The organism is Modestobacter sp. DSM 44400 (genome assembly GCF_900107175.1).
In the GTDB taxonomy this organism is placed as follows: Bacteria; Actinomycetota; Actinomycetes; order Mycobacteriales; family Geodermatophilaceae; genus Modestobacter.
The window spans coordinates 54,766-72,203 of the sequence record NZ_FNOZ01000002.1 but is presented as its reverse complement, the minus strand read 5'-3'; the positions used below and the strand labels follow the sequence as shown (position 1 = coordinate 72,203).

Sequence of the window (17,438 nt, the reverse complement as noted above, 5' to 3'; positions counted from 1 at the left end):
GGTACATCGAGCAGGCAGGGGGGGAGGTCAGCGGGTGCTACGCGCCGAACGGCGGCTACGGACGACCTCGACCACGACCGGCACCAGGGAGAGGGCCACGATGCCGAGGATGAACAGCTCGACGTGGTCGCGGACCAGTGCGACCTGCCCGAGCCAGTAGCCCAGCAGGGTCACCGCGGTGGTCCAGAGCACGCCGCCGACCGCGGAGTGCAGCGCGTAGCGGCGGAGGTCCATCCGCGAGGCGCCGGCCATCACCGTGGCGAAGGTCCGCACGATGGGGACGAACCGGGCCAGCACGATGGTGCGGGCGCCGTTGCGGTCGAAGAAGGCCTGGGAACGCTCGACGTACTCGGGCCGGAACAGCCGGCTGGAGGGCTTGCTGAAGACCGCGGGCCCGGCCGCGCGCCCGATCCAGTAGCCGGCGAGGTTGCCGGCGATCGCCGCGACGGGCAACGCGAGCAGCAGCACCCAGAGCGGCGCGATCAGCCCGGTGGCGGCCAGTAGGCCGCCGGTGAACAGCAGCGAGTCGCCGGGCAGGAAAAACCCGACGAGCAGCCCGCACTCGGCGAAGATGATCAGCATCATGCCGAGCAGCCCGAAGGTGTTGATCAGATGGGTCGGGTCCAGGAAGCCACTCACGACAGGGCATGGTAGGTCCGCGGACCTGAACGCGGCCTGAACGCGCAGGTGGACGGCGACTCCCGGTCATCCCAGGGGCAGGGTGACCTCGAACCGGCCGCCCTCCTGCGGACGGCAGGTGACCGTTCCGCCGCACGCCATCGCGAGCCGCCGCGCCAGGGCCAGGCCGAGTCCGCCGCCGGGGTGGCCGTCGGCGGGGTCGGCGCGCCACCCGGGGACGAACACCCGGTCGGTGTCGGCGGCCGCCACCCCGGGTCCGTCGTCGTCGACGACCAGGACGACCCCTGCCGGTGTCCGGCTCCCGCGCACCTGCACCTGGGTGCGGGCGTACCGGAGCGCGTTGTCCAGCATCGGTGCGAGCAGCCGCTGCAGCACGGCGCTGTCCACGCCGGCGACCAGGGAGGGGTCGACGTCCACGGCGACGTCGATGCCGGCCGGCCCCGTCGGGCCGGTCTGAGCGAGCAGTGTGGCGACCGCCTCGGCCGGCCGGCAGCGGCCCGGTGCGGTCCGGGCGCCGGCGCGGCCGGCCTGCAGCAGGGTCTCGACGATCTGCTGCATGTCCTGCGCTGCGGCATCGATGGCGGTGAGAGCAGCGGGGACGGCGGGGTCCCCGATCGGGCGCTCGCGGGCCAGGTCGACCTCCGCACGGAGCCGGGTCAGCGGGGTGCGCAGCTCGTGCGAGAGCTCGTCGGTCAGCCGCTTTTCGTGGCGCAGCACCGCCGACAGCCGGTCCAGGACGCCGTCCAGGGTTGCGGCGAGCTCGGTCAGCTCCTCCGGACGGCGGGCGGAGCCGAAGCGGCGATCGACGTCCTCGGCGCTCCACCGGGCGGCCTGCTGGCTCATCTGCTGCACCGGCCGGAGCGCGCGCCCGACGTTGGCCCGCAGCACCAGGTGCACGATCACCACCAGCAGCAGCGCGGTGGCCGCGCTGCCCCACAGGGCCAGCCGTGCGAGCTGCCGGTAGGGGGCCAGGCTGGTGCTGGTCACCACCGTCGCCACCTGGGTGCGGCCGTCGCGGACGGGCAGGGCGAGCAGGCGCACCGCCTCGTCCTCCCCGACGTCGGCGGTCCGCTGTCCGCTCCCCGCCAGTCGGACCGCCACCCGGTCCAGGGCCGCCGAGCTGCCGGGAGGCCCCTCCACGATGCTGCCGTCGCCGGCGAGGATCCAGGTGCCCACGTCGAGGGCCCGGTCGTCCCCACCCTCGGCCACCGTGACGGCGTCGTCCCCGCCGACCTCCAGGGTGGTGGCGGCGGCCTCGGCGCGGGCCTGCAGGACGCTGTCGGCCTGGCCGGCCAGGGCCGACCCGAGGAGCAGGTTGGCGCCGACGGCGAGCAGCAGCACCCACAGCGCGACCACGGCCGAGGCCGACCAGGACAGCCGGGCGCGCAGGCTCTGACGGTGCAGCCGGTCGGCGAATCTCACGCGAAGCGGTAGCCGACGCCGACGACGGTGCCGATCGTCCGGCCGTGGTTCCCGGCGTCGCGGAGCTTGCGGCGCAGCCGGGCCACGTACTGGTCCAGGGTGTTGTCGGCGACGATCGCGCCGTCCGGCCAGCCGGCCCGGGCCAGCTCCCGGCGGCGGACGACGCTCCCGGTCGCGGACATCAGGGCGGCCAGCAGCCGGAACTCCGTCGGGGTGAGCGGCTGCCGGCCGGCCGGGCCGTGCAGGGAGTGCCCCGCCGGGTCCAGCTGCAGGACCTCCGGCGCCGGGGGCGGCCGGGGGACCCCGCGGCGCAGCAGCACGTCCAGCCGAACCAGGAGCTCGCGGACGTGGAAGGGCTTGGTCAGGTACTCGTCGCCGCCGGCCGCGTAACCCGACAGCAGGTCGTGCAACTGGTCGCGGGCGGTCAGGAACAGGACCGGGACGTCGATGCCCCGGGCGCGCAGGGCCGCACAGACGTCGCGTCCGTCGGAGTCGGGCAGGCCGATGTCCAGCACGACCGCGGCGAAGCGGGTGCCCGGGCCCGGTCCGACCGCGGCCAGCGCGCCCGTCCCGTCGGCTGCGGTCAGGACGTCCAGGTCGTGGGCCCTCAGTGCGCGCGCGACGGTGGCCCGGAGCGCAGCGTCGTCCTCCACCAGCAGCACCTCGGGCACGGCGCCGATGGTGCCTCACCGGGCGGTCGGAGTGCGGGAACCGTTCAGGCGGCGTTCAGGACCCGGGACGGACGCTGCCCGCATGACGACCACCCGAGCCGCCGCGAGTCCGGCGCGCACGATGCTCAACAAGGTCCCCGAGGTCACTCTCTTCTTCTGGGTGATCAAGGTGCTGGCGACGACCGTGGGGGAGACGTTCGCCGACTTCCTGTCCGGGCTGGGCCTCGGGCTCGTCGGCACCACGGTGGTGATGACCGTGGTTTTCCTGGCAGCGCTGGCCGCGCAGTTCCGGGCCCGCCGCTACGTCCCCGCGCTGTACTGGCTGACCGTCGTGCTGATCAGCGTCGTCGGCACTTTGATCACCGACAACCTCACCGACGGGCTCGGCGTGTCGCTGGTGCTCAGCACCATCGTGTTCTCCGTCCTGCTGGGCGCCACGTTCGCCGCCTGGTACGCCAAGGAGGGGACGCTGTCGATCCACAGCATTGTCACCGGCCGGCGGGAGGCCTTCTACTGGCTGGCGATCCTGTTCACCTTCGCCCTCGGCACCGCCGCCGGTGACCTGGTCGACGAGAAGCTGGGGCTGGGCTACTGGCCCACCGCGCTGATCGTGGCCGTGCTGATCGCCGCGGTCGCGGGCAGCCACCTGGTGTTCCGGGCCAACGCCGTCGGAACGTTCTGGATCGCCTACGTGCTCACCCGGCCGCTGGGCGCCTCGCTCGGTGACGGACTGTCCCAGCCGCGCGCCGACGGTGGCCTGGGCCTGGGGACGACGGTCACCAGCCTGGTGTTCCTGGCAGTCATCCTGGCCGTCGTCTCCTACCTCGCGGTCACCAAGCGGGACCAGTTGCCGGCGGTCGAGGCGAGCACCGAGGCGGCCCGCCGATGACGGACCGTCGCGTGCTGACCGGCTGGTTCGTGGCCTGCCTGGCCGTCTGGGTGGCACTGCTCGGCATGGTGCTCACCCGGGAAGGCCTGGCCGAAGGACGACGGCCCGGTCCTGCGCTGGCTGGTCGGGCACCGCACCGGCGCGGCGACCACCCTGCTCGCCGGTGTCAGCGACACCGTCGTCGACGCCGCGGTGGCGGCCGCAGTCGCCGGGGTGGTGCCTTCCTCGGCCGGGTGACCTCCTCCTGACCCAGGGCCTCCGCCGGGCGGCCGCCCCCTGACCTCGGGCGGGCGCCCGGCGGCCGTCGACCGGTCAGCTCCTGGTGGTGACCTTGTGGTCGGCGCCGGTCCTGTCGTACGTCGTCCACTCGCCGACGTTGCGGCCGTGGTCGAAATTGCCCGACCGCATGCGGGAGCTCATCCGCCACGGGTTCGAGGACCTCAGGCTGAACCGGGTCTTCGCCTACGTCCGGACCCTCCACCTCGACGTCGCGGACGCGCTGCTCGGGAGTGAACTCGGCGCGGTCGAGTACGCCATCACCCGGGAGCAGTGGATGTCGGGCTGAGCCGTCGCTTCCGTGCGATCTGCTGGCTGGCAGGCTCGCCCCATGTCCTCCCCCGACCCCGACGGCCTGTGGGCGTGGCCCGTCGACTGCCCGGCCTCCGGCGGGGTCCGGCTCCGTCACTTCCACGACGAGGACGGCGCCGCGGCGGTGGCCCTGTCCGCTGATCCGTACGTCCCGCTGATCGGCACGTTGCCCGCCCATGCCAGTGCAGCGCAGGCCGCGCAGTGGGTGACTGCTCAGCGAGGACGGCTGGCCGAGCGCGCGGGGTTCTCCTTCGCGGTGGCCGATTCCGGGACCGATGTCTGTGTGGGGTTCGCGGGCTTGTGGCTCCGCCAGATCGAGACCGGTGTCGCGACCGCGGGGTATGCGATCGTCCCGGCATCCCGGGGCGGCGGCCGGGCCATCGACGCACTGACGGCACTCACCGCCTTCGCCTGGACCCTGCCTCCGGTGCTCCGCATCGAACTGCACATCGAACCGTGGAACGTCGCCTCCCGGGGGGTGGCCGCGCGCGTCGGCTACGCCGAGGAAGCGCTGTTGCCCCGAGGGCACGAGGTCGGTGGAGAGCTCCGCGACGTCCTCCAGTACGTGATGGCGCGAACGCCGGCCCGCTGACGCGCGCAGCGGTCGGCCTGGAGGTGCGTCCACCCCGGAACGCGACGCAGGCCTCCCGTACCCCACGATCGCCGGGTGAACGCGTGGTTGTTGCGGGCGCCTGGTGGGTGATCTCTCTGGTCATGGGCTTTGTGATCGGCCCGTTCTTCGTGCTGCTCCTCCGATTCATGGGCCATCGGAGTTGGACGTCGTCGGTGGTCACGGGGGTCTGTGTGGCAGCGCTCCGGTGCTGGGCTTCGTCACCACGCAGCAGCTGCAGGACGCGTTGGCGGCCGTCGTCCCGATCACGTCCGTGGACCGCCACTGGCCGCACCACGTCCCCGTGGTCGGCGAGCGGACCGGCCTCTCGAAGTCGAGTTTCGCGATGACCGAGCAGCCGCGGACGATCTCGACCACCAGGTTCACGCGGCGCACGGGCACGGCTGGCGCCGAGACCATGGGGCGAGGTCGACCGGTGGCTCCAGGACTTCCTGGGCATCGGCCGGTGAGCCGCACCGGCCCGCCCAGCCGCCGGAGCTGCGCGAGGAGTCAGGGACCGAGGATGAAGAGGGTCCCGGACACGAGGAGCCCGGCTTCGACGAGTGTGGTGAAGAGGCGGTCGCTGAGCCGGTTGGCGATCTTCTTGCCCGTCCAGGCACCGAGGAGGGTGCCTGGGGTGAGCGCCAGGCCGAGCAGGAACACACGGTGGTCGAGCAGCGCTGTGGCGCCGTAGGCGATGATCTTGGTCAGGTGCATGACCAGGGCGCAGGCGGCCTCGGTGCCGATGTAGGAGTCCCGGACCAGCCCGTAGGCAAGGAAGAACGGGGCGGTGAGCGGGCCGACCGAGCCCAGCAGCGCGGAGCCCAGACCGGAGGCGGCACCAACGCCGACGAAGGCCGCGGCCGAGGGCCGGCGGGGACGGGGCCGCAGGCGTCGCCACAGCACGACGGTGATGAGGAAGATCCCGAGCACCCGTTGCAGCGGGGCCAGCGGCGTCCGCGCGAGCAGGAGGCCGCCGGCCAGGGCGAAAGGGACGGCTCCGAGGCTGAACCGGGCGATGAGGCTCCACTGCAGGTGGTGGCGGTTCAGCCAGACCCGGGAACCGTTGCTGGCCAGTTGGGTCACCGTGAGCACCGGCACGGCGGTCCGGATACCGAACAGTGCGGTGAACAGCGGCAGCGCCAGGACGCCGCCCCCGAAGCCGGCGACAGCGGACACCCCGGCCAGGACGAACGCCGCTGCCGATGCGCCGGCCAGGGTGAGCAGCAGGTGCCCGCTCACGCGAGTTCTCCTCGCTGGCGCTCGTCAGCCGCGTTCGCGGGTGCTGCTGCGCACATGGGTGAGCTCGCAGGCTCGCTCACCCGGGCAGCCGCGCGACGCGGCGCAGCGACTCCAGGCCCTGGGAGGTGCCGGGCCAGTGCCGAGTGAGCGCCTCAGGCCCGGCTCGGCGGGTGACCGACCGCAGGACAAGGGCCACGACGATCGCGTCATCGGCGTAGCCGAGGACGGGGATGAAGTCCGGTACGAGGTCGATGGGCAGCGCGAGGTAACCCAGCAGCAGCCACAGCCGGACCCGGATGCCGCGGGGCAGGGTCGGGTCCGCGGCGAGGCGCCTCAGCAGCCTCACCACGTCAGGGAGCAGCCGCAGCACGTCCTTCAGTTGTACGTCCTCAGGACGACTGACCCAGAGGGCGGCCATCAGCGCCGCCCAGAGCAGCAGCAGACCGCCGAGGATGCCGCCCACCGTCCACCACCACGTCGAGGCCACGCCCGCGCTCCCCGTGCTCAGTGGTCGGCGGGCGGGGCGCCCGCAGAGCTGGGCCGGCAGCAGGAGCAGTCGGGTGCGCACCCGCAGGTGTCTTCGGTTCCCCCGGATCGAAGGGCGTCGGCCATCGGTGAGCAGCAGTTGTCTCCACCCCAGGCTTCCCGGCCTTCGCGGACAGCGACCGCAGCGATCACCAGAGCGGCGATGGGGTCGGCCCACGACCAGCCGAGCAGGCTGTTGAGAACCAGCCCGATGAGCAGCACGGCGGACAAGTAAGTACACAGCAACGTCTGCTTGGAGTCGGCCACCGCCGAGGCAGAGCCCAGCTCTCGTCCGGCCCGGCGCTGGGTGTAAGACAGCCCGGGCATGACAGCGAGGCTGACCGCGGCCAGCACGATCCCGACCGTGGAGCGATCCGCCTCGGCCCCTCCGAGCAGGGAGCGGACCGCGTCGAGGGTGACGAAGGCGGCCAACGCGAAGAAGGAGACGGCGATGACCTTCAGGGCCACGCGTTCCCGGGCTGCGGCGTCCCGGCCGGCGAACTGCCAGGCCACGGCGAGTGCGGAGGACACCTCGATGACCGAGTCCAAGCCGAATCCGAGCAGCGCCGACGAGGAGGCGCGGTTGCCGGCGGTGATCGCGACGACGGCCTCGATCACGTTGTAGCTGATCGTCGCTGCGACGAGCAGTCGGATCCGGCGGATGAGGGTGGCTCGGCGGTTGAGGTGGTCCGTCGTGGAGGCGGGGATGCTCACGCGTGCTCCTTGGCGGCCTGCTGCGAGGCTCAGCTGTGGGTGGGGGCTTCGTGGCCGGCGTGGCAGAGGGGCTCGAGTTGGAAGGTGGAGTGCTCGACGGAGATGGCGAAGTGCTCCGCCACGCAGCTCTGCAGTCGGTCCAGCAGCTGGGGGGCGTGGCCGTCCAGGAAGCAGGAGTCGTCGATGACGACGTGGGCGCTGAGGACGGGCAGGCCGGTGGTGATCTGGCTGGCGTGCAGGTCGTGGACGGCGTGGACGTGGGGCAGGCCGAGCAGGTGCTGGCGGACTGCTGCCAGGTCCAGGCCGCGGGGAGTGACCTCGAGCAGGACCTCGGTCGTCTCCCGCAGCAGCCTGATCGTGCGCGGCAGGATCAGCACGCCGATCAGCAGCGAGACCAGGGCATCGGCGCGCAGCCAGCCGGTGGTGGCGATCACGGTGGCGGCAATGAGCACCGCGGCGGATCCCAGTGCATCGTTGACGACTTCGAGGAAGGCTGCGCGGACGTTGAGGTTGGCCCCGCGGCCGCGGGAGAGCACGTAGATCGACGCCGCGTTGCCGAGCAGGCCGATGATGCCGAAGACGACCATCGCGCCCGACGCCACCTCGGGTGGCTCGATCAGGCGCCGGATGCCTTCAACGAGCACGAAGACACCGACGGCGAGCAGCACGGCGGCCTGCAGGGTGGCGGCGAGGACCTCGGCGCGGCGGTAGCCCCAGGTGCGTTGATCGGTAGCCGGTCGCGTGGCCAAGGTGGCGGCGATGGCGGCGATGAGCAGGCCTGCGGCATCGGTGAGCATGTGACCGGCGTCGGCGAGGAGAGCGAGGCTGCCGGAGACCCAGGCACCGATGGCCTCGACGATGAGGATGGTCGTGGTGATGCCCAGCGCGATGAGCAGGCGGCGCCGGTTACCGGTGCCCTCGTCGTGGCTGTGGTCGTGGCCGCCGCTCACGCCAGCGTCCGGTGTCGTCGCCGGGTCATCGGCAGTCGTCCATGCACTGGGCGGCGGGGTCGACGGTGAGCACGACGCCGAGCAGATCCCCCAGCGCGTGGGAGAGGGCTGAGTCGGCGATCTCGTAGCGGGCCCGTCGGCCCTGAGGCACCGACACCACCAGGCCACAGCCGCGCAGACAGGCCAAGTGGTTGGACAGGTTCTGACGCGAGACGCCCAACAGGTCGGCGAGTTCGGCCGGGTAGCCGGGAGCCTCGCGCAACGCGAGAAGCAGTCGGGCTCTGGTCGGATCCGACAGCGCGTGGCCGAAGCGAGCGAGCACCTGGCCATGGGTCAAGATGTCCACGACAGTCATACTACAGCGATAACTGTATTCAGCAACTGATGAACCAACGGGCTGACCGTACTCGGGTAGCTCCGGGCCATGCGACTCGTTTCCTCTTCAACCAGACGCCCCTCTCTCGTGGCCGACCTCGGTCGAGGTGCGCTGGCCGGTGTGGCCGGCAGCGTGGTGATGACCACGTTCCAGAAGCTGGTCGAGATGCCCATCTCCGGGCGTGAGGACAGCTACGGCCCGGCTCAGCTGGTCCAGAAGCTGCTGCCCGTCAAGCCGGGCAGTGACGCGGGAATGAAGCGGCTGAACTACGCGGCCCACACCGCTCTGGGGGCCATGTGGGGTGCCGCCTACGGCGCGGCTGCCCACCAGGGCCTGCGCGGTCTGCGGGGCACGGCCACGACGTTCGGCGCCATCTACACCCAGGACCTGGTGATGATCACCGCACTCGGGCTCGGCAAGCCGTGGACGTGGTCGCGCAAGGAGGCCACCATCGACGTCCTGGACAAGGTCGTGGTCATCGCCGCCACGGGGGCGATCTTCGACCGCTTCCTCTCGCCGAGCGACCGGTGAGGGTGGTGTCGGCGGCCCGGTGACGGCGGGGCGTTGGCCCTACCGCCTTGATGGCGCGCATAGGCGGGGATCGCGGTCACCTCGACCGACCCGTAAGAGCGGGTACGCCCACCGGTATCAAGCGTGGGAACAGCACCGTGGGTAGCCTGCTCGCCGGGTCGGGCATCGCCTCCGCGTAGGCCCGACCGGCCCGCTCCCGGAAGCCTGCGCGGTCCACGACGGACAGGTACACGCCCCGATCGCCAGACTGTTGTGCCAGGACTGCCCATCTCCAACCATCTGTTCATCGAAACCGGCGTCCACCTACTGGCCGCCTGCCCGAGCGCCCACATGGTGGAGTGCATGCCCGGCTGGTGGGACAACCTGTTCGACCGGCCACCCGACATCCGTGCGGCCGGGCGAGGACCCGGGGATCGGGGTCCGCTTCCGTGACGACGCCGAGGCCACCCTCGCCCCAGTGGACTCACCACCACCCGTCGCAAGCAGCCCGACGAACCGGCTGCACGGTCGCGGCCGTCCGCATCGGCCACCGAGCCGTCCGGCCGGCGAGTAGAAGGGGTCGGTCCTGGCTACAGGAGGACTGACCACCGGCCCGAGGTCCTGACGTTAGGACCTGGCTTCAGGACGAGGAGACAACCCCATGGCCCTGCCCTTGCAGTCCCGCATCGCGCTGGTCACCGGTGGTGGCCGGGGGATCGGGCGGGCGACCGCGCTGGCCCTGGCCGAGGCGGGTGCAACGGTCGCCGTGCTGGCCCGGTCGGTTGACGAAGTGGAGCGGACGGTCGATGAGCTGCGCGCGGCCGGGCACCGTGCCGCCGGGGCGTCCGGTGACGTCGCTGACGCCGCCGCGCTGGCCGACGCGCTGCACCGGCTGACCGGGCAACTCGGGAACATCGAGGTCCTGGTCAACAACGCCGGGGTGAGCTGGCCGGTCGGGCCGACGGCCACCATCGACCCCGAGCAGTTCGCGCAGGCAGTGGCGGTCAACCTGGTGGGCCCGCTGCGCTGCATCCGGCATGTCCTGCCGGGGATGCTGGAGGCCGGGTGGGGTCGGATCGTCAATGTGACCACCGGCGCAGCGAACCCTCCAGGGATGCCCCGCGCGGCGGCCTACTCGGCCAGCAAGGCCGGGCTCAACCAGCTGACGGTCAACCTCGCCGCCGAGTTGGCCGGCACCGGGGTCACCGTTACCGCAGTCGACCCCGGCCCGGTCGACACCGCGATGCAGGACTACATGCGCGACCAACCCGCCGAGGTCATCGGCGACCGGGTGCACGGCATGTTCCAGCGGTTCCACGCCGAAGGCCGGCTCAACCACCCCACGCAGCCCGCGAACCTCATCACCGCGCTGGCGGCCGGAGAGGTCACCGGAGAGATCGTGGCGGTCGGGTCCGACCTGGCCGCGGAACTGGTGAACACGTCGTCCTGACCCGACCGCCGTCCCGCCCAGCCGGCCTCCGCCCGGCACCTCGAGCCCCTGGCCTCGCTGCGAGTCCATTCCGTTCCCACCACGATCGGTCCGCCGTCACCTGGTGGAGCAGAGGAGCTCCCGGTTCCATGAGCGGTCCCAGCAGTGACCTGACGGGCAAGACCGCGCTGATCACCGGCGCTACCAGCAGAATCGGCCGCGCCACCGCCCAGGCGGCAGGAACGAGGAGCGGGGACAGCAGGCTGGGTGTGCCAGCCTGAAGTGGCCCCACTTGAGGGCCCAGTGATGTGGCGCCAAATGGGCTTGGCACTCCCACACCACCTTCGCCTGCCTCCACGACCGACAGTTCGGCACGGGACGTCCCGACGCCAAGACTGACGGGGTTCTGCGGCGTGTCGGCTGCGCCACCTGTGCCGTTACGTCGCCGTCGAGCCCGGGAACCGAAAACGGGCCGCCGCGTCGGCCGGCCGCCCTGCCACCACCCGCGTGCGAACCTCAGGCAGGTGCTGCGACATGTCAGCCCGCGGATGTGCGGATGGGCGTGAGCGTCGTGCGGCACCAGGACGCCGTAGATGCCCAGTGGCGCGGCCGCGGCAGGACCGAACACGGTGGTGCGACGGCGACGGCGACGGCGACGGCGACGGCGACGGCGAAAGTCGCGCAATCGGCAGGTGAGGGCCAGCCGACGGAGTGGGGGCAATCCCGATGGTGAGCAGCCGGCCGTTGACCGGCGCGCGCGGCCAGGAAGGTGAGAAGCACCAGGGCGATGAGGGGCACCGACTGGGTCAACAGCCCAATGGAGCTGACGGTGGCGCCGCGCCGAGCGCGACCAGGATCACGCAGGCGACCAGGACACCTTGTCGCAGCGGACCGCGGTCGGTGAGATGACCGCCCGCCCATGCCAGCGCCGGCAGCGCCACCGACGTGGTTGGCCAGCACGACCAGGAGCCGGCCGGTTGCGGTGCGGGCCTGCCGCACCTGCCCGGTGGTGAGCGAGAGCCCGGTGGCGGCCACCAGAACGGCGAGCGCGACCGGGATCCCCTGTGCTCCGGTCACGTACCGGCCGGGGCTCGGGAAGGCGACCCGCGAGCACCGCGACAGACACCACGAGCGGAACAAGTCGGCGGCTGAGCGGCCGCTCCAGTCGCTGCGCTCGTGCGGCCGCCGCCCGGCCGGAGGGCCCAGCATCCGGGCCGGTCACCGACGGCTCGCGGCCAGGGCGAGGCTCCAGGCCCGCATCGGACTCGCGGACGCGGTCAGCGGCGCCGCGCTGGGGCTGGATCGTGCTGGGGGCTCAGGGCCGGACAGGCCTCCTGAGCCTGCCGGCCGTCGCAGCATTCACACAGCACCCGTTCCAGTGAGCCGCGGAGCTCGGCGAGGGCGTCGAGCTTCTCGTCGAGTTCGGCCATCTTGGACCGGACGCGGTCTTCCATGTCGCCGCAGGCCACCGCGGCGTGCGGATTGAGCGCCAGCAACTCCGCGATCTCATCGAGGGTGAACCCCAGCGCCTGCGCCTGCTTGATCAGCCGGAGCCGCTGCACCGCCTCCGCGGGGTACTCGCGGTATCCCGATCCGCGCCGCGGCGGGGACTCCAGCAGCCCGCGGCGCTCGTAGTACCGCAGGGTCTCTACATGCACCCCGCCGGCCTCGGCCAGCTGCCCACTGCGCACCCGCGCCACGGACCGGCCAGCCGTCGCCGTCGCCGTCGCCGCCGGGCGAGCGCCGGGGCGGTCGCCGCCGAGGCCCGGACTTGACTCCGTACCCGGGTACGGGGTGAACGCTGGTCCCGGACGCCGCGACGGGCGTCGGGGAGACACGTGGACGGGAGGGCGTCATGGTCGATCGACCGACCGCACGCTGGCGCGGACCGGCCGTGCGGGACCTGGTCGCGGCGGCGGTGATGGGGGCGGGGATCTCCCTGTCGCTGTCGGCGCTGCTGGTGGTGGCCACGGTGGAGCAGGTCAGCCGGCTGCCGATGCCGCTGGCGGTGGCGTTCGCCGCGCACCTGTTCGGCAAGGCCACCCTGGGGATGAAGTTGCTGCTGCCGGTGGGGTTGCTGCTGCACGTCGGGTATGTCTCGACCGCGACGCTGGTCGCGGTGGCAGCGCTGGGCCGCCGGCGCGACGCCGTGCGGCTCCGCGTCCTCACGGCGTTCGGCACCGCGTTCGGCACGGCGCTGGCGCTGTGGGTGCTGGCCGGCCTGAGCGTGCTGCCCTACGTCGGGTGGGGTCCGTTCGCCCTCGGCCTGGGGGCCGGGGCGGCGGTGGAGGTTCTGGCGGTGCACCTGCTCTACGGGGCGTTCCTGTGGGCCGGTCTGTGGCTGGTCTTCCGGCGTTCCACCACCGAACTGCCGCCGGAGCCCGCCGGCACCCCGATACCAGCTGCAGCGGCTGCCCCGGTGGCGCAGTGAGGAGGGCCAGAGCACCGTGGCCGACAAGCGGTCGGGACGGCCCGTTCCTCACGTGCGGTCGCAGCGGTGGTGACCGGGCTGGGTGGGCTAACGGCGGTGGCGTGCTGCATGGGCCTACCGGCCGCGGCGCTCGGCGCCGGGGCGGCCGTGGGCGCCGGGGTGGCGTGGTGGCTGGGCGGCGCGGTGGCTGCGTTGGCCCTCACCGCCGCGATCGGTGCAGCCATCCTCACCCGCCGCCGCCGGGTCCGGCGCCGCGCCGAACGAGCGCCGGTTCCGCTACAGCAGGCGCAGCGCTTCACCTCAGCACCCCCGGCAGAGGGGATGGATGGGTACATCGACGATCGAGGTTCGGCAGCGTCTGGCGGTTGTGGCTGCTGCCCGCCCCGCGCCGTGGCGCCCGCCACCGCGCCGGCAGGCCGGGTTTCGGCGCGGCCGGCCACCGCGGACGGCTGCGGCCCGGCGTGCTCACCGCCGGGACGTGCCGATGCCAGGCCCTGCGACCGAGCAGCCCGCCCACGATGACCCCGCTCGGTAGCCGAACGCCTCGGACAAGCCCGCCGGGCTGCCCGAGAACACCCGCAGGCATGGCAGCGGCTAACCGATCCAGCTCCGAGCAAGGAGGCTCTCCATGAGTGTCGAGGTGTTCTTCGACTACACCTGCGGGTTCTCCAACCGGGCCCGGCGCTGGCTGGACAGGTTGGACGGTGTTGAGGTCGTATGGCGGCCGTTCTCGCTGCTGGAACAACGCCGCCACGATGACGGCCCGCCGATGTTCCAGCGGCCGGATCTGGCCGACAACGTGTCGCTGATCGCGCTGGCGGTGCACGAGGCGGTCCGCGCCGACGGCGGGGACGTGGCCGGCTATCGGCGGCGGATGTTCACCGCCTGGCACGAGGAGCCCAGCCGGCTGAGCACCGGGGACATCCTCGGCTTGGGCCGCGAGGCCGGGCTGGGCAGCTTCGAGCATGACTCGGCGTTCGCCGCGCTGGCCGCTGACCACGCCCGGGCCAAACGACTGGGGGTGTTCGGCACCCCGACACTGGCCTTCGGCCCGGGAGAGGTGGCGTTCGTCAAACTCGACGACGTCCCGGCCGGCGACCGTGCCTGGTCGCTGTGGGAAACCCTGCGCCATCTCGCCGTCGGGGCGCCGGTGCTGCGCGAGTGGCAGCGGGTCACCCCGCCGCAGGCGCACTGATATCGCAGCGGCTGCCGTCATCGCCCGCGACCGACATCGCCCCCGACGCCCGCGCGGGAACAGGTGCAGCGCCCGCGACCCGGTGCAAGTGCTGGCCCCGCACCGGCCCGAGATCCGTGACCGCGGCGACCGCGGCGACCGCGGCGGCCGCGCCTCTCGCCCCGTCCCTGCGCCTCCTATCCCGCCCCCGGGCAGCGGCTGCGGGAGTGCAGGGCACGGCCACCGGCCCCACAATCCGCGGGACACGCCGATGGCGCCCAGGACAACACCGTTCGCCCAAGGCAAGGAGCACCCCCATGAGCACCCCGACCCTCGATCGAGCCACTCCGGCGGCCGCTGACGTGCACTCCGTCACCGATCGCTACCCGCAGGTGGTTGCCAAGCTCGCCGCCGATCAACGGCTCGGCGCCGCCGAGGCCGGCGACCGGATCACCGAGATGGCCAAGTTCCTCACCGTCGCCGCCGACAGCGATCAGCCGGTCGCGCCCTCGCGCGCGGTCGACACCGCCTGGCACACTTTCATTCTGTTCACCCGCGACTACGCCGACTTCTGCGCCGCCACCTTCGGCCGGTTCATCCACCACCAACCGACCGACCCCGGTGACGGCCACGGTGACGACGAGGAGGACGAGAGCACCTACGCGCGCACCCGGGCGCTGCTCACCGAGCGGTTCCGCCCGCTGGATGGCCAGCTGTGGCCGGCGGCCGGCGCCCAGTGCCAGCAGGAGGGCAACTGCACCGCGGACTGCAACGCCAACTGCCAGAGCGGCTCGTGAGGACACCCCCAGCCCGGAAACCCCCCCGACCGCCAGGACCCGCCCGGACGACGACCGCCGGGACCCCCGGCACCGAGGACAGCACCGGCACCTGGCCGCCGACCCCTCACGCCCGCTGACGTGGCTGGCTTCGGGGCGGAAGTACTGATCGAAGTCGGCCAGCTGGTGCTCGGGTTCTACGGGTTCTGGCTGGTGTGGCGGGTGCTGCTGCCGGTGCTGCCCGGCGCCGGTGAGGACCGGCGTCTGTCGCCCTTCGCCATGCCGCTGACCGATCCTTTCGTGGGCCCGCTGACCCGCCTGCTGCGGCTACCGCCATGGGTCGCTGCGCTGCTACTGCTGGTCGTCGACGCCGCCGCCTCGGTGGCGCTGGGCCGGATCGGCTGAACCCCCGCCGAGCCGGGGCGGGCGGCAGCCGCCGGGCACACAGCAGCGCCCTCGACCGAGGCGACCTATGCCAGGCATGCATCCCGCTGCTCGCCCGCGGCGGCCAGTGCTCCGCCGAGCTCTGCCGGATTTGCGCCGACGCCTGTCAGCGGTGCGCGCAGGAATGTGAGCGGACCGGCAAGACCGAGTGCGCGGAGGCCTGCCGCAAGGCCGCCGAGGCCTGCCGCCAGATGACCGGCACCTCCGCCTGACCCGGTCCACCCGGGCGCGGGCGGCCTCAGCTGGTCAGGCTTGCGACTGTGGCGGCGCCGACGCTTCCACGTGCTGCCTAACGTGCTCGATGAGCTGGCAGGTGACGCCCGCGGCCGCCGGCGGTAGGTGGTCGGCTTCGGCGGCGAGCTCCACCAGTTGGCCCCGTAACTTCTCCAGCTCGGCGATGCGCCGGTCGATCGTGGTGAGCTGCGCGTCGAGCACCCCGCGGACATAGGTACATGGCGCCTCCCCCGCTCACGGAAGCGGAGGATCTCCTTCGCCTCGTCCGGAGTCACTCCGAGGCGCTGGGCCGTGCGGATGAACGTCAGCCGCCCCGACGGCGCTGCGGAGCCGTCGACGCCGCGGAGCGCGGTGTCGCGCAAGCTGCGGCGGTTGGGTGTGGCACAGCTGACAGACGGGTTGGTGGCGCTGCCGGCCGATGCCCGTACGCGCGAACAGCTGGAGTGGATCCCGCCGAGGCGCGTGAGGCGGCGGGCACCGCCGGGGTGTGGCTGGCCCAGCCAGCGTCGGCGACCCAGGAGCGTGAGCTGGCGGTCGGGATGGCCGCGGCCCGGGCTGAGGAATACCGGGCGGTGCGCGCCGAAGCCGACGCCGCAGGAGCGCTGCCGGAGTCAACCGGGCGCGCACCCTGCTGCCCGGGCCTGAGGCGCAGCAACTGGCGATCTACGTCGGCTGGCTGCTCAACGGCCTGCGCGGCGGCCTGGTCGCCGGCACGCTGTTCGTCCTGCCCGGCGTGGTCGCGTTGCTGGGCCTTTCCGCGATCTACGCCGGCGCCGGGGATTCCACGCTGGTCAGCGCATTGTTCGCCGGAGTGGCGCCGGCGGTGTTGGCGATCGTGGCGCAGGCAGTGGTGCGCGTCGGGGGGCGTGCGCTCGGCCATCCCGCGCTCATGGCGTTGGCGGTGGCGGCCTTCCTCGCCCTGTCGGTGTTCGGTCCGCTTTTTCCCGCCGTCATCGCGGCGGCGGCGGTGGCCGGCTGGGCGCTGCGCCGGTGGGCGCCACACACGATGCGCACCGCCGGCGGCCACGGCAGCGCCGAGGACGGGCCGGCGCCACTGATCCCCGACGGTGCGCTGCACACCGAGCGTCCCAGCCGCACGCATGCGTTGAGGGTCCTCACCGTGGGCCTGCTCGCCTGGGGTCTCCCGGTGCTGGTCGTGGCGGCGTTGACCGGGACCGGCAGCATCTTCACCGGGCAGGGCCTGTTCTGCTCCGGCGCGGCCCTGGTCACCTTCGGCGGCGCTTACGCCGTGCTGCCCTACGTCGCGCACCAGGCGGTGCAGGTCTTCGGATGGCTGGCGCCCGGGGGAGATGGTCCGCGGCCTGGCGCTGGCCGAGACGACTCCGGGCCCGCTGATCATGGTGGTGCAGTTCGTCGCGTCCGTCGGGGCCTAACGCGATCCCGGGACCTTGAACCCGTGAGTGGCGGCGGTGGTCGCTGCATTGCTGACCACCTGGGTCACTTCGTGCCCTGCTTCGTGTTCATCTTCCTCGGCGCTCCCTACGTCGAACGCCTGCGCGGCAACGCCGCGCTGTCCGCGGCGTTGAGCGGCATCACCGCCGCCGTCGTCGGCGTGATCGCCAATCTCGCCGTCTACTTCGCACTGCACACCCTCTTCGCCCGCAGTTCTGCTGGCCTGGGGGCCAGTGCACCTGCAGCTGCCCGACCTGGCCAGCCTGCGCCCGGTCGCGGGAATCGTCGCGGCGGTCGCCGGGCTTCTGCTCCTCCGGCTCAAGTGGTCGGTGTTGCCCACCCTCGGCGTTTGCGCACTCCTGGGGCTGGCAACGGGCCTACTGGACCGGCCCTCCTCTGAT

Annotated in this window: 22 protein-coding genes and 1 pseudogene; 13 read left to right on the top strand and 10 right to left on the bottom strand. The window is 72.6% G+C overall.

Annotated features, from left to right (window positions below; translation table 11 throughout):
* Positions 1-27: 27 nt before the first annotated feature.
* The 3 genes from BLW04_RS02650 to BLW04_RS02640 form a co-directional block, all read right to left on the bottom strand.
* Positions 28-639 carry a DedA family protein gene (locus BLW04_RS02650; protein WP_254780980.1) on the bottom strand — a complete coding sequence of 204 codons (612 nt, stop codon included), beginning with the start codon at positions 637-639 and terminating at the stop codon, positions 28-30.
* Positions 640-705: 66 nt separating this feature from the next.
* The gene (locus BLW04_RS02645) at positions 706-2,061 is read right to left on the bottom strand and encodes a sensor histidine kinase (protein WP_091537023.1); all 1,356 of its coding nucleotides are present in this window, start codon (positions 2,059-2,061) and stop codon (positions 706-708) included.
* Positions 2,058-2,732, bottom strand: coding sequence for a response regulator transcription factor (locus BLW04_RS02640; protein ID WP_091537021.1), 675 nt, complete (start codon positions 2,730-2,732; stop codon positions 2,058-2,060). The genes BLW04_RS02645 and BLW04_RS02640 overlap by 4 nt, the downstream gene beginning before the upstream one ends.
* A gap of 82 nt (positions 2,733-2,814) precedes the next feature.
* On the opposite strand from BLW04_RS02640, the gene BLW04_RS02635 reads away from it, so the two are divergent.
* From BLW04_RS02635 to BLW04_RS29445, 5 genes and pseudogenes are all read left to right on the top strand, one after another.
* Positions 2,815-3,621 (top strand): COG4705 family protein, encoded by an 807-nt coding sequence (locus BLW04_RS02635; RefSeq protein WP_091537018.1) that lies wholly within the window; start codon positions 2,815-2,817, stop codon positions 3,619-3,621.
* Entirely contained in the window at positions 3,618-3,869 is a 252-nt protein-coding gene (locus BLW04_RS25645) for a hypothetical protein (protein ID WP_139306706.1), read from the top strand. The genes BLW04_RS02635 and BLW04_RS25645 overlap by 4 nt, the downstream gene beginning before the upstream one ends.
* 158 nt (positions 3,870-4,027) lie before the next feature.
* Entirely contained in the window at positions 4,028-4,186 is a 159-nt protein-coding gene (locus BLW04_RS02630; RefSeq protein ID WP_217630807.1) for a hypothetical protein, read from the top strand.
* A 42-nt stretch (positions 4,187-4,228) separates the two neighbouring features.
* The gene (locus BLW04_RS02625; RefSeq protein WP_091537015.1) at positions 4,229-4,801 is read left to right on the top strand and encodes a GNAT family N-acetyltransferase; all 573 of its coding nucleotides are present in this window, start codon (positions 4,229-4,231) and stop codon (positions 4,799-4,801) included.
* Positions 4,802-4,904: 103 nt separating this feature from the next.
* Positions 4,905-5,180: pseudogene (locus tag BLW04_RS29445) on the top strand (hypothetical protein); the annotation flags it as partial.
* Positions 5,181-5,329: 149 nt separating this feature from the next.
* Here BLW04_RS29445 and BLW04_RS02615 read toward each other — a convergent pair.
* From BLW04_RS02615 to BLW04_RS02595, 5 genes are all read right to left on the bottom strand, one after another.
* A complete protein-coding gene (locus BLW04_RS02615) occupies positions 5,330-6,061 on the bottom strand; it encodes a sulfite exporter TauE/SafE family protein (RefSeq protein ID WP_091537010.1) in 732 nt (243 codons plus the stop codon).
* Positions 6,062-6,137: 76 nt separating this feature from the next.
* Positions 6,138-6,548, bottom strand: a complete 411-nt coding sequence (locus tag BLW04_RS02610) for a YkvA family protein (protein ID WP_254780979.1) — start codon at positions 6,546-6,548, stop codon at positions 6,138-6,140.
* Between the two features lie 17 nt (positions 6,549-6,565).
* On the bottom strand, positions 6,566-7,300 hold the full coding sequence (locus tag BLW04_RS02605; RefSeq protein ID WP_091537007.1) for a cation efflux transmembrane domain-containing protein: 735 nt from the start codon (positions 7,298-7,300) through the stop codon (positions 6,566-6,568).
* A gap of 29 nt (positions 7,301-7,329) precedes the next feature.
* Positions 7,330-8,250, bottom strand: coding sequence for a cation diffusion facilitator family transporter (locus BLW04_RS02600; RefSeq protein WP_091537005.1), 921 nt, complete (start codon positions 8,248-8,250; stop codon positions 7,330-7,332).
* Between the two features lie 25 nt (positions 8,251-8,275).
* Positions 8,276-8,605 (bottom strand): ArsR/SmtB family transcription factor, encoded by a 330-nt coding sequence (locus BLW04_RS02595; RefSeq protein ID WP_091537002.1) that lies wholly within the window; start codon positions 8,603-8,605, stop codon positions 8,276-8,278.
* A gap of 108 nt (positions 8,606-8,713) precedes the next feature.
* Here BLW04_RS02595 and BLW04_RS02590 point away from each other — a divergent pair, with 108 nt between their 5' ends.
* From BLW04_RS02590 to BLW04_RS25635, 3 genes are all read left to right on the top strand, one after another.
* Entirely contained in the window at positions 8,714-9,157 is a 444-nt protein-coding gene (locus tag BLW04_RS02590; protein ID WP_254780977.1) for a hypothetical protein, read from the top strand.
* Between the two features lie 640 nt (positions 9,158-9,797).
* Positions 9,798-10,586, top strand: a complete 789-nt coding sequence (locus BLW04_RS02585) for an SDR family NAD(P)-dependent oxidoreductase (RefSeq protein ID WP_091536998.1) — start codon at positions 9,798-9,800, stop codon at positions 10,584-10,586.
* Between the two features lie 128 nt (positions 10,587-10,714).
* Positions 10,715-10,846, top strand: coding sequence for an SDR family oxidoreductase (locus BLW04_RS25635; protein ID WP_139306705.1), 132 nt, complete (start codon positions 10,715-10,717; stop codon positions 10,844-10,846).
* Between the two features lie 996 nt (positions 10,847-11,842).
* Here BLW04_RS25635 and BLW04_RS02580 read toward each other — a convergent pair.
* Positions 11,843-12,256 (bottom strand): MerR family transcriptional regulator, encoded by a 414-nt coding sequence (locus BLW04_RS02580; protein ID WP_217630806.1) that lies wholly within the window; start codon positions 12,254-12,256, stop codon positions 11,843-11,845.
* Between the two features lie 164 nt (positions 12,257-12,420).
* Here BLW04_RS02580 and BLW04_RS02575 point away from each other — a divergent pair, with 164 nt between their 5' ends.
* The 4 genes from BLW04_RS02575 to BLW04_RS02560 all read left to right on the top strand — a co-directional run bounded on the left by BLW04_RS02575 (position 12,421) and on the right by BLW04_RS02560 (position 15,351).
* Positions 12,421-12,996 carry a hypothetical protein gene (locus tag BLW04_RS02575; protein ID WP_091536993.1) on the top strand — a complete coding sequence of 192 codons (576 nt, stop codon included), beginning with the start codon at positions 12,421-12,423 and terminating at the stop codon, positions 12,994-12,996.
* 628 nt (positions 12,997-13,624) lie between these two features.
* The gene (locus BLW04_RS02570) at positions 13,625-14,191 is read left to right on the top strand and encodes a DsbA family protein (protein ID WP_091536991.1); all 567 of its coding nucleotides are present in this window, start codon (positions 13,625-13,627) and stop codon (positions 14,189-14,191) included.
* A 296-nt stretch (positions 14,192-14,487) separates the two neighbouring features.
* Positions 14,488-14,967, top strand: coding sequence for a glycine-rich domain-containing protein (locus tag BLW04_RS02565; protein ID WP_091536988.1), 480 nt, complete (start codon positions 14,488-14,490; stop codon positions 14,965-14,967).
* Between the two features lie 120 nt (positions 14,968-15,087).
* Positions 15,088-15,351, top strand: coding sequence for a YggT family protein (locus BLW04_RS02560; RefSeq protein ID WP_091536985.1), 264 nt, complete (start codon positions 15,088-15,090; stop codon positions 15,349-15,351).
* A 285-nt stretch (positions 15,352-15,636) separates the two neighbouring features.
* Here BLW04_RS02560 and BLW04_RS02555 read toward each other — a convergent pair whose 3' ends face one another.
* Positions 15,637-15,825 (bottom strand): hypothetical protein, encoded by a 189-nt coding sequence (locus BLW04_RS02555; protein WP_091536982.1) that lies wholly within the window; start codon positions 15,823-15,825, stop codon positions 15,637-15,639.
* A gap of 361 nt (positions 15,826-16,186) precedes the next feature.
* Between BLW04_RS02555 and BLW04_RS02545 the strand changes: the two genes are divergently transcribed.
* Positions 16,187-17,437 (top strand): chromate transporter, encoded by a 1,251-nt coding sequence (locus BLW04_RS02545; protein ID WP_371327764.1) that lies wholly within the window; start codon positions 16,187-16,189, stop codon positions 17,435-17,437.
* Position 17,438: the final 1 nt, after the last annotated feature.